Origin of the sequence: Marinobacter sp. BW6, from assembly GCF_008107725.1 — a bacterium.
Classification (GTDB): Bacteria; Pseudomonadota; Gammaproteobacteria; order Pseudomonadales; family Oleiphilaceae; genus Marinobacter.
This window is the reverse complement of sequence record NZ_VIRN01000064.1, coordinates 1520471-1536327: the sequence shown is the minus strand read 5'-3', so window position 1 is coordinate 1536327 and position 15857 is coordinate 1520471. Positions and strand designations below refer to the sequence as shown.

Sequence of the window (15857 nt, the reverse complement as noted above, 5' to 3'; positions counted from 1 at the left end):
TCTGTAGCAAGTAAACTCGGCAAAGAACTTGCTAGGGTAAAATAAAACCACGGCAAGTAACCGGCATATAAAGATTTTTTCACGACTTATGACACAAAGCGCTGATGAGTGACGGATCCTGAACCATGGTTATGAAAGCCTCCTTACAGTTAAAGCTGGGTCAGAGCCTGACCATGACGCCCCAGCTGCAACAGGCGATCCGGCTTCTCCAGCTCTCCACCCTCGACCTTCAGCAGGAAATCCAGCAGGCACTGGAATCCAACCCGATGCTGGAGACCTCCGAGGACGATGATCAGACCGACGCAGCCACCGAAAACGACGAACGTGATGCCAATGCAGCCGAGTCTGCAGCAGAAGCCGCTCCCGAACCGTCCAGCGACTGGGACGAATCCGAGAACGGTCCGGACTGGTCCTCGGAGAACGAAATTCCGGATAACATTCCGGACGATCTGCCGGTAGACACTGCCTGGGACGACATTTACCAGTCCGCGCCTGCCCCGGCAGCCCGCAATGACGACGAGAACGATCACGATTTCGAGACTCGCAACTCGCCCACGGAAACCCTTCAGGATCACCTGGAATGGCAGCTCAACCTGACCCCCTTGAGTGAGCGGGACCAGGCCATTGCCCATGCCCTGATGGATGCTGTGGATGAGCGAGGCTATCTCACCAGCCCACTGGAAGAAATCCACGCCGGAATGCTGGATGAGAACGAAGAAGACCCTCTTGAACTGGATGAAGTGGAAGCCGTCCTGCATCGCCTCCAGCACTTTGATCCCCCCGGCGTGTTTGCCCGGGACCTCCAGGAATGCCTCCTGATCCAGCTCAACCAGTTGCCACCGGAAACCCCCTGGCTCGCCCAGGCGCGCCTGGTGATCACCCACTACATCAACCTGCTGGGCAACCGGGACTACGCCCAGTTGCTGCGTCGCAGCCGCCTGAAAGAAGACCAGCTGCGGGAAGTCCTGGCGCTGATTACCGGCCTGAACCCACGGCCGGGCGACGTTATTGACCGCGCCGAACCCGACTACGTCATTCCGGATGTGATCGTTCGAAAACACAATGGCCGCTGGCGTGTTGAACTGAATCCGGAAATTGCACCGCGCATCCGGGTCAATGCCAGCTATGCTTCACTTATAAGGCGTGCGGACAGCAGTGCAGACAACACCTACCTGCGCGATCAGTTGCAGGAAGCCAAGTGGTTTATCAAAAGCCTGCAGAGCCGCAATGAAACCCTGCTGAAAGTGGCGACCCGTATTGTTGAGCACCAACAGGGATTCCTGGATCACGGCGAGGAAGCGATGAAGCCGTTGATTCTTTCAGACATCGCCCAGGCGGTGGAAATGCATGAATCAACGATTTCACGGGTAACCACCCAGAAATACATGCATACCCCCCGGGGTATTTTCGAACTGAAGTATTTCTTCTCCAGCCATGTCAGCACTGATGAGGGCGGAGAATGCTCTTCCACGGCCATCCGCGCGATGATCAAGAAGTTGATTGCCGCCGAAACACCCAAAAAGCCGTTGAGCGACAGTAAAATTGCAGCCATGCTAGGGGAACAGGGTATCAAGGTTGCGCGACGCACCGTTGCCAAGTACCGGGAGGCCATGCACATTCCGCCGTCCAACGAACGCAAGCGGCTGGTCTGAATACCCCGGGACGGGACGCAACACCGTATTCGCCGGCGCACAATGCGCCAGCACCCAGACCGGCTCCCGGGAGCCGGCATGATGACAACAGGAGACGCCTATGCAACTCAATATTTCAGGCCATCACGTAGAACTGACTCCCGCACTGAAGGATTACGTTTCAGAGAAGTTCGAGAAGCTCGAGCGTCACTTTGACCACATCAGTAACTGCCAGGTGACCCTGGAAGTGGAAAAGGTGCGCCAGATTGCGGAAGCCACATTGCACGTGGTAGGTGGTGAGATTCACGCAAAGGCAGAAAACGAGGATATGTACGCGGCCATTGATGCCCTTATCGACAAGCTGGACCGTCAGATCCTCAAGCACAAGGAAAAGAATGTAGAACGGATGCACGGAAACGGCTCTCGCTAACTGGCTGTTTTCATGCAAGTCATCTAATCGAGCTGCGACATGAGTAACGTGTCGCAGCCTTTTTTTTAACGGAAATGCAGTCGATCCATGAGCGACACATCCCTGACCATAGACAACATTCTTGCGCCGGAGCTCACCCTCTGCAGGGTACCTGCGTCCAGCAAGAAACGGGCCCTGGAGTTTATTGCCGAGCAGATAAACCATCAGGACAACACGCTCAGCGAGACCCAGCTTTTCAACAACCTCATTTCCCGTGAGCGCCTGGGCAGCACCGGCATTGGCCAGGGGATCGCCATTCCCCACTGCCGTCTGGAAGGGCTTGATCACGTGGTGGGCGTGCTGATGACGCTTGAAGAAAGCGTCGAGTTCGATGCTATCGACAATCAGCCGGTGGATCTGATCTTTGCCCTGATCGTCCCGAAGGAGGCAACGAGCGAACACCTGGAACTGCTCAGCCAACTGGCCGAAAAGTTCAATGAGCGGTCGTTCTGTGATCGCCTCCGGCAATGCGAGGACGCCAGTACGCTGTACCAGCGCATGACCGCCTCAGGCGGATGACATTCATTGCAGTGGAGGTAAGGTGGTCATGAAGCTGATTATCGTCAGTGGCAGATCCGGCTCGGGCAAGAGTACCGCTCTTCATGTGCTGGAAGACCTTGGGTTCTATTGTATCGACAACCTCCCCATCGGCCTGCTCTTCCCCCTTACCCGGGAAGCGGCCAGCCAGACCAAACCTGGCCGGCTGGGCAAGATGGCCGTAAGCATCGATGCACGGAACCTTTCCGGAGAGTTGGCCAATTTCGAAGATATTTATCGGCGCCTTCAGGAAACCGGGGTTACCGTTGAAATCATCTTTCTGGATGCCGACGAGCAGTCTCTCCTTCAGCGCTTCCACGCGACCCGCAGAAAGCATCCGTTGAGTGACGACAAGACCTCCCTTCGGGAAGCCATTACCAGCGAAAAGAAGCTTCTTGAGCCCCTCTCCAAACTTTCCGACCTGTACGTGAATACCACTGGCATGTCCATGTACGAACTCCGGGATATGGTGAAGCAACGGGTGGTGGGTCGAAAAGATCAGGAGTTGGCCCTGTTGTTCCAATCATTCGGCTTTAAACACGGTGTACCGCTGGATTCCGACTACGTCTTCGATGTTCGCTGTCTGCCCAACCCCTACTGGGATACCAGCCTCCGCAAGTACGTCGGTACCGATCAGCCGGTTATCGAGTTTCTGGAAAAAGAACCGGCAAGCCGGAAGATGATCGAAGACCTGAAATCATTCCTGGATACCTGGCTGCCCTCTTTCGCAGACAGTAACCGCAGCTACATGACCATTTCCATTGGCTGTACTGGCGGTCAGCACCGGTCGGTGTACGTGTGCGAGCAGTTGGGTGAGTACTTCCGGCAACGTTACAGCAATGTGCAGGTACGCCACACCGAACTGCCACACCTGCAGACTCGGGAAGAGATCTGATCGAACCATGATTCGCCGCCCCATTACTATTATCAACAAACTGGGCCTGCATGCGCGCGCTACGGCGAAGCTCGTCAACACGGCATCCGAATTCGACAGCAGCGTGCGTATCAGTGGCAAGGGCCGGGATGTGGACGCGAAGAACATCATGCAGGTGATGATGCTGGCCGCCAGCAAAGGGACCGATGTGGAACTCATTGCCGAGGGGCCGGACGAAGAACAGGCCATCGAGGCGCTGGTGGAACTGATCAATGACTATTTCGGTGAGGGTGAGTAATTCCCTTTCCGTACGGCATTCACCTACAACTCTTTCTCACCGATAGCGGCTAACTCCGCTATAATACAGGCGTTTTCTGACGCCGGGTGATTCATGACCGATATTCTGGAAAAAAGCCAGGCCCGCCAGCGCCTTCGTTCTCTGAGCGAAGCCCTGGACAGTGGCGCACTGAAGCAGGTTGCCCGCATCCTGAACGGTGGCCTGAGCCCCAGTGACATTGCCCATCTGCTGGAGTCCTCCCCGCCCCGGCAGCGTGCCCTGCTGTGGAATCTCGTCGACAAGCAACTGGAAGGGGAAGTTCTCCAGTATCTGAGTGACGATATCCGTGGTTACTTCCTGAGCCAGCTGAACGCACAGGAACTGGCGGATATCATCGAGGATTTCGAGTCGGACGACCTGGCCGACTTGCTGCAGCAGCTGCCGGATACGGTGATCCAGGAAGTCCTGGACACCATGGACGAGCAGGACCGACAGCGCGTGGAGGAAGTTCTCTCCTACCCGGAGGACACCGCCGGCGGCCTGATGAACACGGACACCATTACCGTGCGTCCGGACATCAGCATCGACGTTGTACTGCGTTACCTGCGCCGACACCGCAATCTACCGCCGATGACCGACAACCTCATCGTGGTCAGTCGCCGCGATGATTTCATTGGCATGCTGCCAATCACCAAAATGCTGGTGTCCAACCCCGCCTCCACCGTGCGGGAAGTGATGGATACCGACATCGAGCCTATTCCCGTGAGCCTCTCCGACACCAAGGTAGCGACATTGTTTGAGCGCTACGATCTGATCTCGGCGCCGGTGGTAAATGAGGAAGGCCGACTGCTGGGTCGCATCACCATCGATGACGTGGTTGATGTTATCCGGGAGGATGCGGACCACTCCCTGATGAGCATGGCCGGTCTGGATGAAGACGAGGACACTTTTGCGCCGGTGTGGAAAACCACCCGTCGCCGTGCCGTCTGGCTGGGCATCAACCTGATTACGGCACTGACCGCATCCGGCGTCATCGGGTTGTTTGAAGACACCATCGCCAAAGTGGTGGCGCTTGCGGTGCTGATGCCGATTGTCGCCAGTATGGGCGGCATTGCCGGCAGTCAGACCCTCACCCTGGTGATTCGCGGCATGGCCGTGGGCCAGATCAGCGGCGCCAACGTAGGCTGGCTACTCAACCGGGAATTCCTGTCAGGGATATTGAACGGCCTGCTCTGGGCCGCCGTGGTGGCCGGTGCCGCCATGCTCTGGTTCCAGGAGGTACTGATTGGCGCGATCATCGCCGCTGCGCTGGTGATCAACCTGGTTGCCGCGGCATTGGTGGGAACGGTACTGCCACTGTTTCTCAAATCGCGGAATATCGACCCGGCCCTGGCAGGCAGCGTGATTCTTACGACCGTCACGGACGTGGTCGGGTTTATGGCCTTTCTTGGCCTCGCTACGATTTTCTATGCCTGACCAGCTGTCGGATTACGCTTTGCTAATCCGACCTACGGCGGGCGGGAATTTCTATACCTAATCGGGTGTCGGATTACGCTTCGCTAATCCGACCTACGGTTGGGTGCTCTTTTTTTGTAGGTCGGGTTAGCGAAGCGTAACCCGACAACAAGGCTGAACTTATGAAAGACAACCACGACAACGAGACACCAGAATACGACGGCCCCAGCAAATCCCAGGTAAAACGGGAGATGCATGCCCTGCAGGATCTTGGCAAGCGGATGCTGGACCTGAGCAATGATCAGCTGGAAACGCTGCCGATCAGCGACACCCTTCGTGCTGCCATTGAAGAATCGCGTCGTATCCGCCAGAACGAAGCCAAACGACGGCACCTGCAGTACATCGGCAAAGTCATCCGCCAGGAAGACGATCCCGAAGCCCTTGCGAAAGCCATCGATGCCTTTGATGCCGGTAGCGAGGAACACACCCGCCGGCATCACCTGGCAGAGCGCTGGCGGGACCGGATGATTGCAGAGGGTGACTCAGTTGTTGGCGAATTCTTCAGCTATTGCACCACTGCCGATATGCAGCATCTGCGAAACCTGGCGCGCAACGCTCGCAAGGACGTCGAAAAACAGAAGAACACCGGCCAGGCCCGGAAACTGTTCCGCTATCTTCGGGAATGCATCGACGACGCTGAGGCCATGTAAGCTTGTGAATGAGGGGTCAGATGAACGTTCATCTACCCTGCTTTCAGCCTTTGAGCCGACGATGCCCCCACACCGGCATACGGGTACGCAGATTGGCTACCTGATCTGCATCCAAATCAGCGCTAACCAGACCCGGGCCTTCTCCCATTTCCGTCACCACCCTGCCCCAGGGATCACAAATCAGACTGTGGCCATAGGTGCGACGCCGCTCGCTGTTCTGGCCGCCCTGGCCCGGTGCCACCACCCATACCTGGTTCTCAATGGCTCGCGCCCGGATCAACGGGTACCAGTGAGCATCACCGGTCTGCCAGGTAAAGGCGCTTGGCAGGCAAATCCAGTCGACCTCCTGCTCTCGCAGTAGCCGGAACAGTTCCGGAAAGCGCAGATCGTAACAGATAGCCAGGCCCAGCTTCCCCGCGGGTGTCTCCACGGTAACCACCTGCTCACCAGGCTCGAAGGTGTCGGATTCGCGATATTGGCCATGGGCATCCTCTACCATGGCATCAAACAAATGGATCTTGTCGTAACGGGCAACTTCCTTGCCCTGGTCGTCAAACACCAGGCAAGTTGCCCGAACCCGATCGTCCATTTCTGAACCATCCGGCCGCCTGGCCACAGGCATTGATCCACCAACAATCCAGATCCCCAGTTTTCGAGCCTGCTCCGCAAGAAATCCTCTGATAACCGGGTCCGGGCCCGCTTCCTGGCGACCACAATCGATCATCTGAGAGGTGGCCAGGACCGCGAAATTCTCCGGCAGCACCGCAACAGAGGCGCCCTGCGCAGCGGCCTTGGCCAGCAGCCGTTCCGCTTCGGCCAGGTTGGCCTCGATATCATGACCGCTGACCATTTGAATGGCTGCGACCCGGTTGGAAACACGCTTGCTCATAACTGCCTCCGTTGTTGCCGAACAGTAAAATTATTCACCGGTATCAAATACCCGTTGCAGATCCACTTCCGGCTCATCCCATGTGCCGGTCACACTGTAGGTTGCGCTGGTGAGCTTGCTCAGAGGATCGCCCAGAATTTTGTCCAGCACAAACAAGGCGCCGCCAATCGGCGCTCCCGCCCCCATGAGCAGAGCGGCCAGGGGCAGATTCTGGGTCAGCGGCAACACAACCACAAGCCGCATATCCAGCTCCTCACTCGCCATATTGGTGGTGCCACTGAGCTTGAAGGCGCCCGACGGGCCCACGATCTGCAGCTCGGGATCCATGTTCAGCAATCCGTTGATGATCTGGGCTTTGCCCGAAATCGCATCAAAGGCCACGCCCCGTTCGTACAGATCGGAGAAGTCGAGCTTCAACCGGCGCCAGAGGGTGTCGGAGTTCAGGAGATTGAAAACCCGGAACAATTGAGCTGTGTTATTTCGCTCAAGGATCACGCCCTCATCCAATCTCAGGCTGACAGTGCCGCTGAGTTCCGGTATGGAAAACTCATCGGGGCGGCCGGGCCAGTCCAGATCCAGCTCTATGTTGGTACCCTTGTTGGTTACTGGCATCTCGGCGTTCAACAGCTCGTTCAGATCCGCCAGGGCACCACCAGTAATAGACCCCGTAAACCGGCTGGTTTCACGATCCCCGACGATGCTCCAGGTCATATCGCCCAGCAGGGTCAGGGAATTGAGGCGACCTTCAATGTCGCTCACCTTCAGCCGGAACGGCTCGGGGCGAAGCCGGAAGCCCCATCGACCCAGCGATTCGTCGTTTAGCTGAAGTTCAGTAATGGACACATCGATATCGGGCCAACTGCCCATGTCCAGGGCCCGGAAGGCTTCCAGCTGTTCCTCCAGAGTGAGCAATTCCGGCGACTGCTCGCGGGGAGTATCGTTTCGAACGAGCCGTAGTACCTCAAAATCGGCCTTTACCGTATCGCCGTTCTGCGGCAGTACCAGCCGGCCTTCTGCCCGTTGCGAACTGGTGGTAACCACCCAACGGTCACCAAGATCGAGCGCGTTGATATCGATGTCATGCAGTACCTGAGCACCGAGATAGAGACGACCAAGGCGCAAGTCAAATCCAGCCTCCTTCCACAACAGATCGAAAGTGGCCCGGTTTTCCCAGTCGCCGGTAATACCGAGGCCGCCTGTGGCGGATGGATTGATGGTCGCCCGCAGCGGCGCGGCCTCACCTGCTGTTTTTGACAGCGGGTCCGGCCAGTCAACTGCCAGACCTTCAAGACTGGAGCGCACTCGAATGCCGGACGTTGACTCGGCCCCTACATCCAGATCCGCAGTATAGGCAACCCGGCCCTGCAGACCATAGCCGGAGTCAGCCCCGAGCCCTGCCCGGTCAAAGACACCGGGTACCGGGAGAGCGCCTGACTGACGAATGGTAAGTGCGTTGCCTGTCCCGGACTTGCTAAATGCTATGGTTACCGGCTCACCAAAAAATTCCGCGGCCATGGGGCCACCCGAAAAACCGTCTTCGCTGTGGTAAGTCAGCTCACCCCGAACCGATTGCCAGGCCAACCCTGCAGCAGGATAGGAGACGGAGCCTTCCTCTACGGCAATGTTCGCCTCAACCACAGGCGGTTTTTCCGAACCCAGCGGCAGATCAATCCCCAAATCCAGCTGATACTCGCCACCATACTGCAGCTTCTGGGCCTCTGTTCCTGCCATAGCACCCAATGGGCTATTTTCCATCCAGTAACCAACCGACGCACCGGGCACCAAAGCCGAGGTATCAACCCTTATCCGTGTACCTTGATCTGATGGAATAACACGGACGGTTCCGGGATCGAGGTCCAGGCCTCCGGTACGGCCCGCTTCAAGACGGACCAGGGTGCTCCCATTGTGAACCCTGACATTGCCCCGGGCACCTGTGACTTCCGGCCAGGCGTCATCATAACTGACGGATGCCTGATCAAATTCGTAAATCATTGAGGTAACGAAAGAGCCCCTCGGCGCACCGGACCCTATCTGGCCGTGGCCGAAAAAGGTTCCCGAGGTGATGTCTGCCTCGAGAATAGCCGTCGTGAGCCAATCATACAGTCCGGGGTTGACCGCTTTGACCGGAACAAAATCTGCCAGCATCCCGGCATTGCCGTTTTTCACTGAAACCCTGAGGCCAAGATTGTCCTCGCCCTCGCGGTCCATCCTCAGATCAAAAGCACCCTCGAGTTCGGTGGCTTCGCCATAGCGCATCCGGACGCCGTCAGAAAACACGCGGGTAATAGCACCATCGAGTTGCCAGGCTACCGGGCCGTCAAATGCCGGAAACGACCATGCGCCACCGAAAAGCTCCGGGAACTCGAGCGAAACCGGCGACTCTCCGGCGGCGACCCGGACATATCCCTTTTTCCGGTCCAGAAAAATCTCTCCGTTGACCGAGGTGACGCCCGGTGCACCACCGTGGGCCCTGACACTGACTTCGCGCAAACGACCGGAAAGTTCAAAGTCCTCCGGAGCGCCCTCGGGAAAGAAGATTTTCAATTGATCCAGAAAGCCGCCGGGCCGATAGTCACGCAAAGCCCTGAGTGCACGCTCCGGCAATATCGGGAGCCTGGCCGCCAGGCGCCGGGTGGGCGCGAGCGGCAAGGCGTCAGCGATGACGGACATACCCCCCTCAGAGGGTGCCAGGCGGAGACTGAAGGGCGAAACCACATCGCCATCCCAGGTCCACTGGAGCTGCTTCAGATGCCACTCCCCAAGAGCGAAAGCCCCGGACTCGACCATATTCACATCGGTCATTACACTATCGTGGCGACGCCAGCCAAATCGCGCCTCGATGTCTTCGAGGGGCGCAAGGGATTCATACCCGACCCCCAGCTGCAGATAGGGTGTCCGCACCGTGCCGGTCACCTGTTGCAGCAAACCATCGCGGAAGGTGAGCCAGCCCTCTCCGCCCAGATCAAACCCTTCTACCCGGAGCGATCGCCACTGGTATTCGTCGATCAGCCCGTCAAACAGCCGACCGGAATCGACATCAAGGTACAGCTGACCGGTGAAATCGCCTCTGAAAAAATGCTGGCCAACCAGGGCAAAGCTGGCCAGCTGCTGGGTGGTGCCGGACTGCATGGCCCGGCCCGACGCATGGAAGAGCCCTCGGTGGTAGTGCAGGTCCAACTGGGGGATATCGAGATGGCGAAGATTACCCTGATTGTCCCGGATGCCCAGATTGACGCGGGTAATCTTGACGTAAGGGTCGGACAGCCATTTGCCGGCAAGCTCCAGCCATTCCTGCAGCTGATTGCTCACTGGTCCGGGTATGTCCGCCCCCCTCACAGCGACATCGCCGCCGCGTTCCTGATTAACGGTCAGCTCCAGGCCGTCTGCCTCAAAATCCTCAAAGACGATTCTCAGGCGCGTCAGCGATGCGAGCGCATCAAATCGGATATTCAGGTGCTGAAGGTTGGCAACGACGATACCAGTGTCAGGGTGACTGATCTGAATATCTCGGGCTGTAAATGCAGGATCGAGCCAGTACCACTGGGAGGACAGGCGACCAATACTGATATCATGGCCAAGTCGGTCGGAAAGTTCCCGGGCCAGATCATCGCGAAAGCTATCCACATTCTGAGTCAGCTGCCGGCCGAGCCCGGCATAGAGCGCCAGGAGCACCAGCAGTGTCAACAGCATCCACCAGATCAGGCTGGCCAACCGCGCCAATAGCCGAACTGGGGGGCTCTCGGGCAGGTTCTCCGCGAGTGGCGGTTCTTGATCAGCGGAGGACATTGGGGCCCCTTAATCCAGTAACCGGCACAGTTTCCCGGTATCAGAGCAGAACAACATCGTACTGCTCCTGGCTATAGAACGGCTCCACCTGGAAACGGATGGTCTTGCTGATGAAGGTTTCAAGATCGGCCACGTTATCCGATTCTTCATCCAGCAGACGATCCACAACACTCTGGGAGGCCATCACGAGATAGCTTTCGGCATCATAGGCGCGATTCACCCGGAGAATTTCCCGGAAGACCTCGTAGCACACGGTCTCGGTGGTTTTCAGAAAACCGCGCCCGTCACAGATCGGGCAGGGTTCACAAAGCACCTGGCCAAGGCTCTCGGTAGTACGTTTGCGGGTCATTTCCACCAGGCCCAGCTCGGAAACCCCGGTGATCTTGGTCTTGGCGTGATCCCGTTCCAGCATTTTTTCCAGCATGCGGTGGACCTGACGCTGGTGCTCCGGGTCTTCCATGTCGATAAAATCGATGATGATAATGCCGCCAAGATTTCGCAGGCGAAGTTGACGACTAATCGCTCGTGCCGCCTCCAGATTGGTCTTGAAGATGGTCTCTTCCAGATTCCGGTGCCCCACGAACGCACCGGTATTGATATCGATGGTGGTCATGGCCTCGGTCTGGTCGATAATCACATAACCGCCGGACTTCAGCTGGACCTTCCGACTGAGGGCTTTCTGGATTTCGTCTTCCACCGAATAGAGATCAAAGATGGGGCGTTCACCAGGGTAATACTCGACCTTGTCGGCAAACTCCGTAACGAACTCATCGACAAACTCCATCACCCTCTGATGGCTCTCGCGGCTATCGATGCGTACCTTTTCGGTCTGTGGCCGGATCAGGTCACGGATGGTGCGAATGAACAACGGCAAGTCCTGGTACACAACAGCCGGTGCCTGGACCCGGGCAATTCGCTCATGGATCGACTGACTCAACCGGTGCAGGTAAGCCATATCGCCAATCAGGTCCTCAGGCGGGGCCGCTTCTGCCGCAGTCCGGATAATATAGCCGCCCTGAACGTCCTGGTCTTCCGCTGCCGCCTCCTCGACCAGGGTTTTCAGCCGCGCCCGTTCGGTGTCGTCTTCAATCCGCTGCGAAATACCGACATGGCTGACACCAGGCATAAACACCAGGTATCGGGACGGGATTGAAAGCTGGGTGGTCAGACGGGCGCCCTTGGTGCCGATCGGGTCCTTGGTAACCTGGACGACGAGGGACTGCCCCTCGCGGAGCAGCGTGCGAATATCCGGAACGGTCTTCGGGGCATCGGTGGGCTCATCGCCATTGGACTGACTCGGAACCACATCGGAGGCATGAATAAATGCAGCCCGTTCCAGACCAATATCGACGAACGCCGCTTCCATGCCCGGCAAAACACGCACCACCTTGCCCTTGTAGATGTTCCCGACAATGCCTTTCCTGCTGGTGCGCTCTATGTAGGCTTCCTGCAGCATGCCGTTTTCAACCAGGGCCACCCGGGTTTCCACCGGGGTGACGTTGATCAGAATCTCTTCACTCATAACCTTTGGCTCTCCAGACTGCGCGGCCAGTTTTTCCAGACCGGGTAACCGGCACCAGCCAGCAATGCGGCGGTTTCCTGCAGCGGCAGACCAACCACGGCACTGTAGCTACCCCGGAGCTCATTAACAAAAATACCACCAAGGCCCTGAATTCCATAACTCCCGGCCTTGTCCATGGGTTCGCCGCTGGCAACATAGGCTTCGATCTCTGCTGTCGAGAGTTCTCTGAAACAAACCTCGGTAATGACCAGAACAGACTGGCACTGGCCTTCAGTGGCCAGCGCTACGGCTGTCATGACTTGATGGGTGACACCGGAGAGCCGGGCAAGGGTTTCCCGGGCATCCGCCGGGCCTGAAGGCTTACCGAGTATCTTGCCGTCGAGCACAACGGAGGTGTCCGATCCCAGAACCAGACATTCTGGCGAAGACTGGACCACGGCCCGAGCCTTCTCCCGCGCCAACCGTTCCACATACTGTTCCGGGGTTTCATCAGGCTTCGGGGTTTCATCGATGTCCGCCGGACGAACCGAAAATTTCAGGCCGATTTGCTGCAACAGCTCCGCCCGGCGCGGAGAGGCCGAAGCGAGAATGATCGATGGCATGGCTAACCCAGTTTGCGGTTAATGTTGTCCAGCAGGATACAGAATACCGGCCATACCAGCGCACTGGTCAGGGCCGGCCAGAGGTAGCTGAATCCGGCGTCATCGGCACCCAGCAACTGCTTTACGAAATGCACCAGCATCTGATTGATACCCAGCAACAGGAACACCATCAGGCACTGCTGGGGCATCGGATACATGCGCAAACGTTGATGAATGGTTAGCACCAGAAAGGCAATCAGTGCCATGGCCATGGCGTTCACCCCAAGGGGGGTGGCTTCCAGCACATCCAGCAGCAGGCCAAGACACCAGGCCAGCAGGATGCCAAACTGGGCAGGCGCCCGGAAAGTCCAGTAGAAAACGACCAGCCCCAGCCACTCGGGGCGAAACTCGAACCAGCCAACAGGAAACAGGGAAATACTGAACACAAGGGCAACAATCACGGAGAGCACAAAAACCGGATAGCTGATTACCGATAACATCAGTCCTGCCCTCCCTGACTGTTCTCTTCGCCAACATTGACCACAGGCTCGCCCTCATCGGTATCAACTTCGATAGGGGAAGCGTTCTCCGGCGGGAAAACCACCAGCACCAGACGGCTCTGGTTCAGCTGCGCCTTGGGCGTGGTTTCGATGGAGACAAACGGTTCACCCGGCTCCTTGGAAATGCGGCTGACTTCTGCGACCGGATACCCCCTTGGAAACCGGCCACCCAGGCCGGAACTGACCAATAGATCGCCTTCCCGGATATCCGCCGTGTCCGGCACATGTACGAGATCCAGGGTATCGGTATCGCCGGTCCCCAGCAGGATTGCCCGCAAACCGTTGCGCACTACCTCCACCGGCACCGCGTGGCTGCTGTCGGAGACCAGCAATACGCGAGAGGTGATCTGGCTGCTCTGCACCACCTGCCCCATCAAACCATGGGCATCGAGAATGGCCTGGCCCGGCGACAAGCCGTCGCTGCGCCCCTTGTTGATAATAATCTCATGGGAAAAAGGATCCGGGGAGACACCGACCACCTCGCCAACGATAACCCGGTCATCCAGCACTTCAGATGAGTTCATCAGGCGGCGTAGTTCGTTGTTTTCAGACGCAAGAGCGGCGTATTTCAGGGCACGGCGCTCGAGGATCAGCAAGCGGGCCCGGAGGTCTTCGTTCTCTTCCTGAAGATCCTGCTTGTTTTCAAACAGGCCGGCGGCCCAGTCGGCAAACTCGTAGGGCGCATTACCCAGCCAGTACACTGGCGCCAGGCCGGTTGCGATGGTGCTTCGCACGGTTGAGAGCTTGTCGAAACGCGCATCGGCAACCACCAGGGCTGCCGATACGAGAAGAATAATGAAGAGCCTGAAGCCGGGAACCGGCCCCTGGACGAAGATGGTTTTAATGGCTAGCCCTCCCCACAGGATTATCCCTCCTGGGAGAACATTCCGATGCCACCCCGATCAATCACTTCCAGCGCCTTGCCACCACCACGGGCAACACAGGTCAGCGGGTCTTCAGCGATGATCACCGGCAGGCCGGTTTCCTCGCTGATCAGCTTGTCCAGCCCGCGCAACAGGGCGCCGCCGCCAGTCAGAACGATACCACGCTCGGCAATGTCGGACGCCAGTTCGGGCGGCGACTGCTCAAGAGCGCTCTTGACGGTCTGAACGATCTGCGCCAGAGATTCCTGCAGCGCGTCGAGAATTTCTTCGCTGTTGAGGGTGAATGCCCGTGGCACACCCTCGGCGAGGTTGCGACCGCGAACATCGATCTCGCGGATTTCGAGGCCTTCGTAGGCGCAACCGATTTCGTGCTTGATGCGCTCGGCGGTAGAGTCACCGATCAGGCTGCCGTAATTGCGGCGGACGTAGGTGACGATGGCTTCGTCGAACTTGTCACCGCCAACTCGAACCGACTCCGCATAGACGATGCCGTTCAGGGAAATAATGGCGATTTCGGTGGTACCACCACCAATGTCCACGATCATGGAGCCGCTGGCTTCTTCGACCGGCAGACCGGCACCGATGGCGGCGGCCATGGGTTCTTCAATCAGGAATACTTCCCGGGCACCGGCACCAAGCGCGGATTCGCGAATGGCCTTGCGCTCTACCTGCGTGGACTTGCTGGGCACACAGACCAGCACTCTCGGGCTCGGGGTAATGAAGCTGTTCTCATGCACTTTATGAATAAAGTGCTGGAGCATTTTTTCGGTAACGACGAAATCTGCAATCACGCCGTCTTTCATGGGGCGGATGGCGGTAATATTCCCTGGTGTACGGCCGAGCATGCGCTTGGCTTCGGCGCCAACAGCGGCGACCATTTTCTGTGAGTTGTTGGTGCGAATAGCCACTACCGAGGGCTCGTTCAGCACGATTCCGCGCTCACGCACGTAGATCAAAGTGTTGGCGGTGCCCAGGTCGATGGACAGATCGCTGGAGAAGATGCCTCGGAGTCTTTTTATCAACATTCGTGTAGTTTCAACCTGAGAGTTGCAGTCGCAAAGAAAAGATGCGGCAACTTTAGCAGTGAGCACCCCTGCAGGCAAGGCACGAACGGGCCTCACGCCTTACGGTTCACACATTTACCTTATGGGCTGGGGCCTCCCGCGATTGTTCGAATCTGTTACCATGTCGCTTTAATTTTTTGGCTTGGGTGGAGGGCCGCTCGGAGATTCCCTTTCAAAACACGCTACGAGCACATCCATGTGCGCTTGTTTCGGGCCGTCCCTGGCCCTCAACAGTTTTGAAAGGGTATCTCCGACCGGCCCCGAACTTCAGAAGCGCCTTCAATCTCTAAAGATTTATTACCGACATTTCATTTACCTGGGAGGCAATGCGTGACCATTTCCCGTGATGACATAGAAAAAGTCGCTGTGCTCGCCCGCATTCGTGTGGATGACGAGCAGGTTTCGGCTCTGGAGAAGGATCTGGGCAACATCCTGGATCTGGTGGATCAGCTCGGTGCGGCCGACACTGATTCGGTTGAGCCTATGGCCCATCCGCTGGATGCCGTCCAGCGTCTGCGCGCCGATGAGGTCACGGAGACCAATCAGCGGGAGGCGTTCCAGGCGATTGCGCCGGCTACCGAGAACGGGCTTTATCTGGTTCCCCGGGTCATTGAATGA

General features: G+C 57.7%; 15 protein-coding genes. 8 read left to right on the top strand and 7 right to left on the bottom strand.

Annotated features, from left to right (window positions below):
* The first annotated feature begins 125 nt into the window (after window positions 1–125).
* The 7 genes from FMN52_RS15705 to yjgA all read left to right on the top strand — a co-directional run bounded on the left by FMN52_RS15705 (window position 126) and on the right by yjgA (window position 5953).
* Window positions 126–1652, top strand: a complete 1527-nt coding sequence (locus tag FMN52_RS15705) for an RNA polymerase factor sigma-54 (protein ID WP_240339497.1) — start codon at window positions 126–128, stop codon at window positions 1650–1652.
* Window positions 1653–1752: 100 nt separating this feature from the next.
* Window positions 1753–2061 carry a ribosome hibernation promoting factor gene (hpf, locus tag FMN52_RS15700; protein WP_014577741.1) on the top strand — a complete coding sequence of 103 codons (309 nt, stop codon included), beginning with the start codon at window positions 1753–1755 and terminating at the stop codon, window positions 2059–2061.
* An 87-nt stretch (window positions 2062–2148) separates the two neighbouring features.
* Window positions 2149–2619, top strand: a complete 471-nt coding sequence (ptsN, locus tag FMN52_RS15695) for a PTS IIA-like nitrogen regulatory protein PtsN (RefSeq protein WP_088827622.1) — start codon at window positions 2149–2151, stop codon at window positions 2617–2619.
* Window positions 2620–2647: 28 nt separating this feature from the next.
* The gene (gene rapZ / locus FMN52_RS15690) at window positions 2648–3532 is read left to right on the top strand and encodes an RNase adapter RapZ (RefSeq protein ID WP_148609501.1); all 885 of its coding nucleotides are present in this window, start codon (window positions 2648–2650) and stop codon (window positions 3530–3532) included.
* 7 nt (window positions 3533–3539) lie between these two features.
* Complete coding sequence (locus FMN52_RS15685) at window positions 3540–3809, top strand: HPr family phosphocarrier protein (protein ID WP_148609500.1); 270 nt, start codon at window positions 3540–3542, stop codon at window positions 3807–3809.
* A gap of 93 nt (window positions 3810–3902) precedes the next feature.
* The gene (gene mgtE, locus FMN52_RS15680; RefSeq protein WP_148609499.1) at window positions 3903–5264 is read left to right on the top strand and encodes a magnesium transporter; all 1362 of its coding nucleotides are present in this window, start codon (window positions 3903–3905) and stop codon (window positions 5262–5264) included.
* A gap of 161 nt (window positions 5265–5425) precedes the next feature.
* The gene (yjgA, locus tag FMN52_RS15675; RefSeq protein WP_148609498.1) at window positions 5426–5953 is read left to right on the top strand and encodes a ribosome biogenesis factor YjgA; all 528 of its coding nucleotides are present in this window, start codon (window positions 5426–5428) and stop codon (window positions 5951–5953) included.
* Window positions 5954–5996: 43 nt separating this feature from the next.
* Here the strand turns inward: yjgA and FMN52_RS15670 are convergent, their stop codons facing one another.
* The 7 genes from FMN52_RS15670 to FMN52_RS15640 are packed head-to-tail and all read right to left on the bottom strand — an operon-like array spanning window position 5997 to window position 15197.
* A complete protein-coding gene (locus FMN52_RS15670) occupies window positions 5997–6842 on the bottom strand; it encodes a carbon-nitrogen hydrolase family protein (RefSeq protein ID WP_148609497.1) in 846 nt (281 codons plus the stop codon).
* A 30-nt stretch (window positions 6843–6872) separates the two neighbouring features.
* The gene (locus FMN52_RS15665) at window positions 6873–10628 is read right to left on the bottom strand and encodes an AsmA-like C-terminal region-containing protein (protein WP_148609496.1); all 3756 of its coding nucleotides are present in this window, start codon (window positions 10626–10628) and stop codon (window positions 6873–6875) included.
* A 40-nt stretch (window positions 10629–10668) separates the two neighbouring features.
* Entirely contained in the window at window positions 10669–12150 is a 1482-nt protein-coding gene (gene rng / locus FMN52_RS15660) for a ribonuclease G (RefSeq protein ID WP_148609495.1), read from the bottom strand.
* A complete protein-coding gene (locus FMN52_RS15655) occupies window positions 12147–12752 on the bottom strand; it encodes a Maf family protein (protein ID WP_148609494.1) in 606 nt (201 codons plus the stop codon). The genes rng and FMN52_RS15655 overlap by 4 nt, the downstream gene beginning before the upstream one ends.
* A gap of 2 nt (window positions 12753–12754) precedes the next feature.
* A complete protein-coding gene (gene mreD, locus FMN52_RS15650; RefSeq protein WP_053112679.1) occupies window positions 12755–13231 on the bottom strand; it encodes a rod shape-determining protein MreD in 477 nt (158 codons plus the stop codon).
* A complete protein-coding gene (gene mreC, locus FMN52_RS15645; protein WP_148609493.1) occupies window positions 13231–14127 on the bottom strand; it encodes a rod shape-determining protein MreC in 897 nt (298 codons plus the stop codon). The genes mreD and mreC overlap by 1 nt, the downstream gene beginning before the upstream one ends.
* Before the next feature lie 29 nt (window positions 14128–14156).
* Window positions 14157–15197: a rod shape-determining protein gene (locus tag FMN52_RS15640; protein ID WP_008170134.1), complete on the bottom strand. Its 1041-nt coding sequence runs from the start codon at window positions 15195–15197 to the stop codon at window positions 14157–14159.
* Between the two features lie 372 nt (window positions 15198–15569).
* Here FMN52_RS15640 and gatC point away from each other — a divergent pair, with 372 nt between their 5' ends.
* Window positions 15570–15857 (top strand): Asp-tRNA(Asn)/Glu-tRNA(Gln) amidotransferase subunit GatC, encoded by a 288-nt coding sequence (gatC, locus tag FMN52_RS15635; RefSeq protein ID WP_148609492.1) that lies wholly within the window; start codon window positions 15570–15572, stop codon window positions 15855–15857.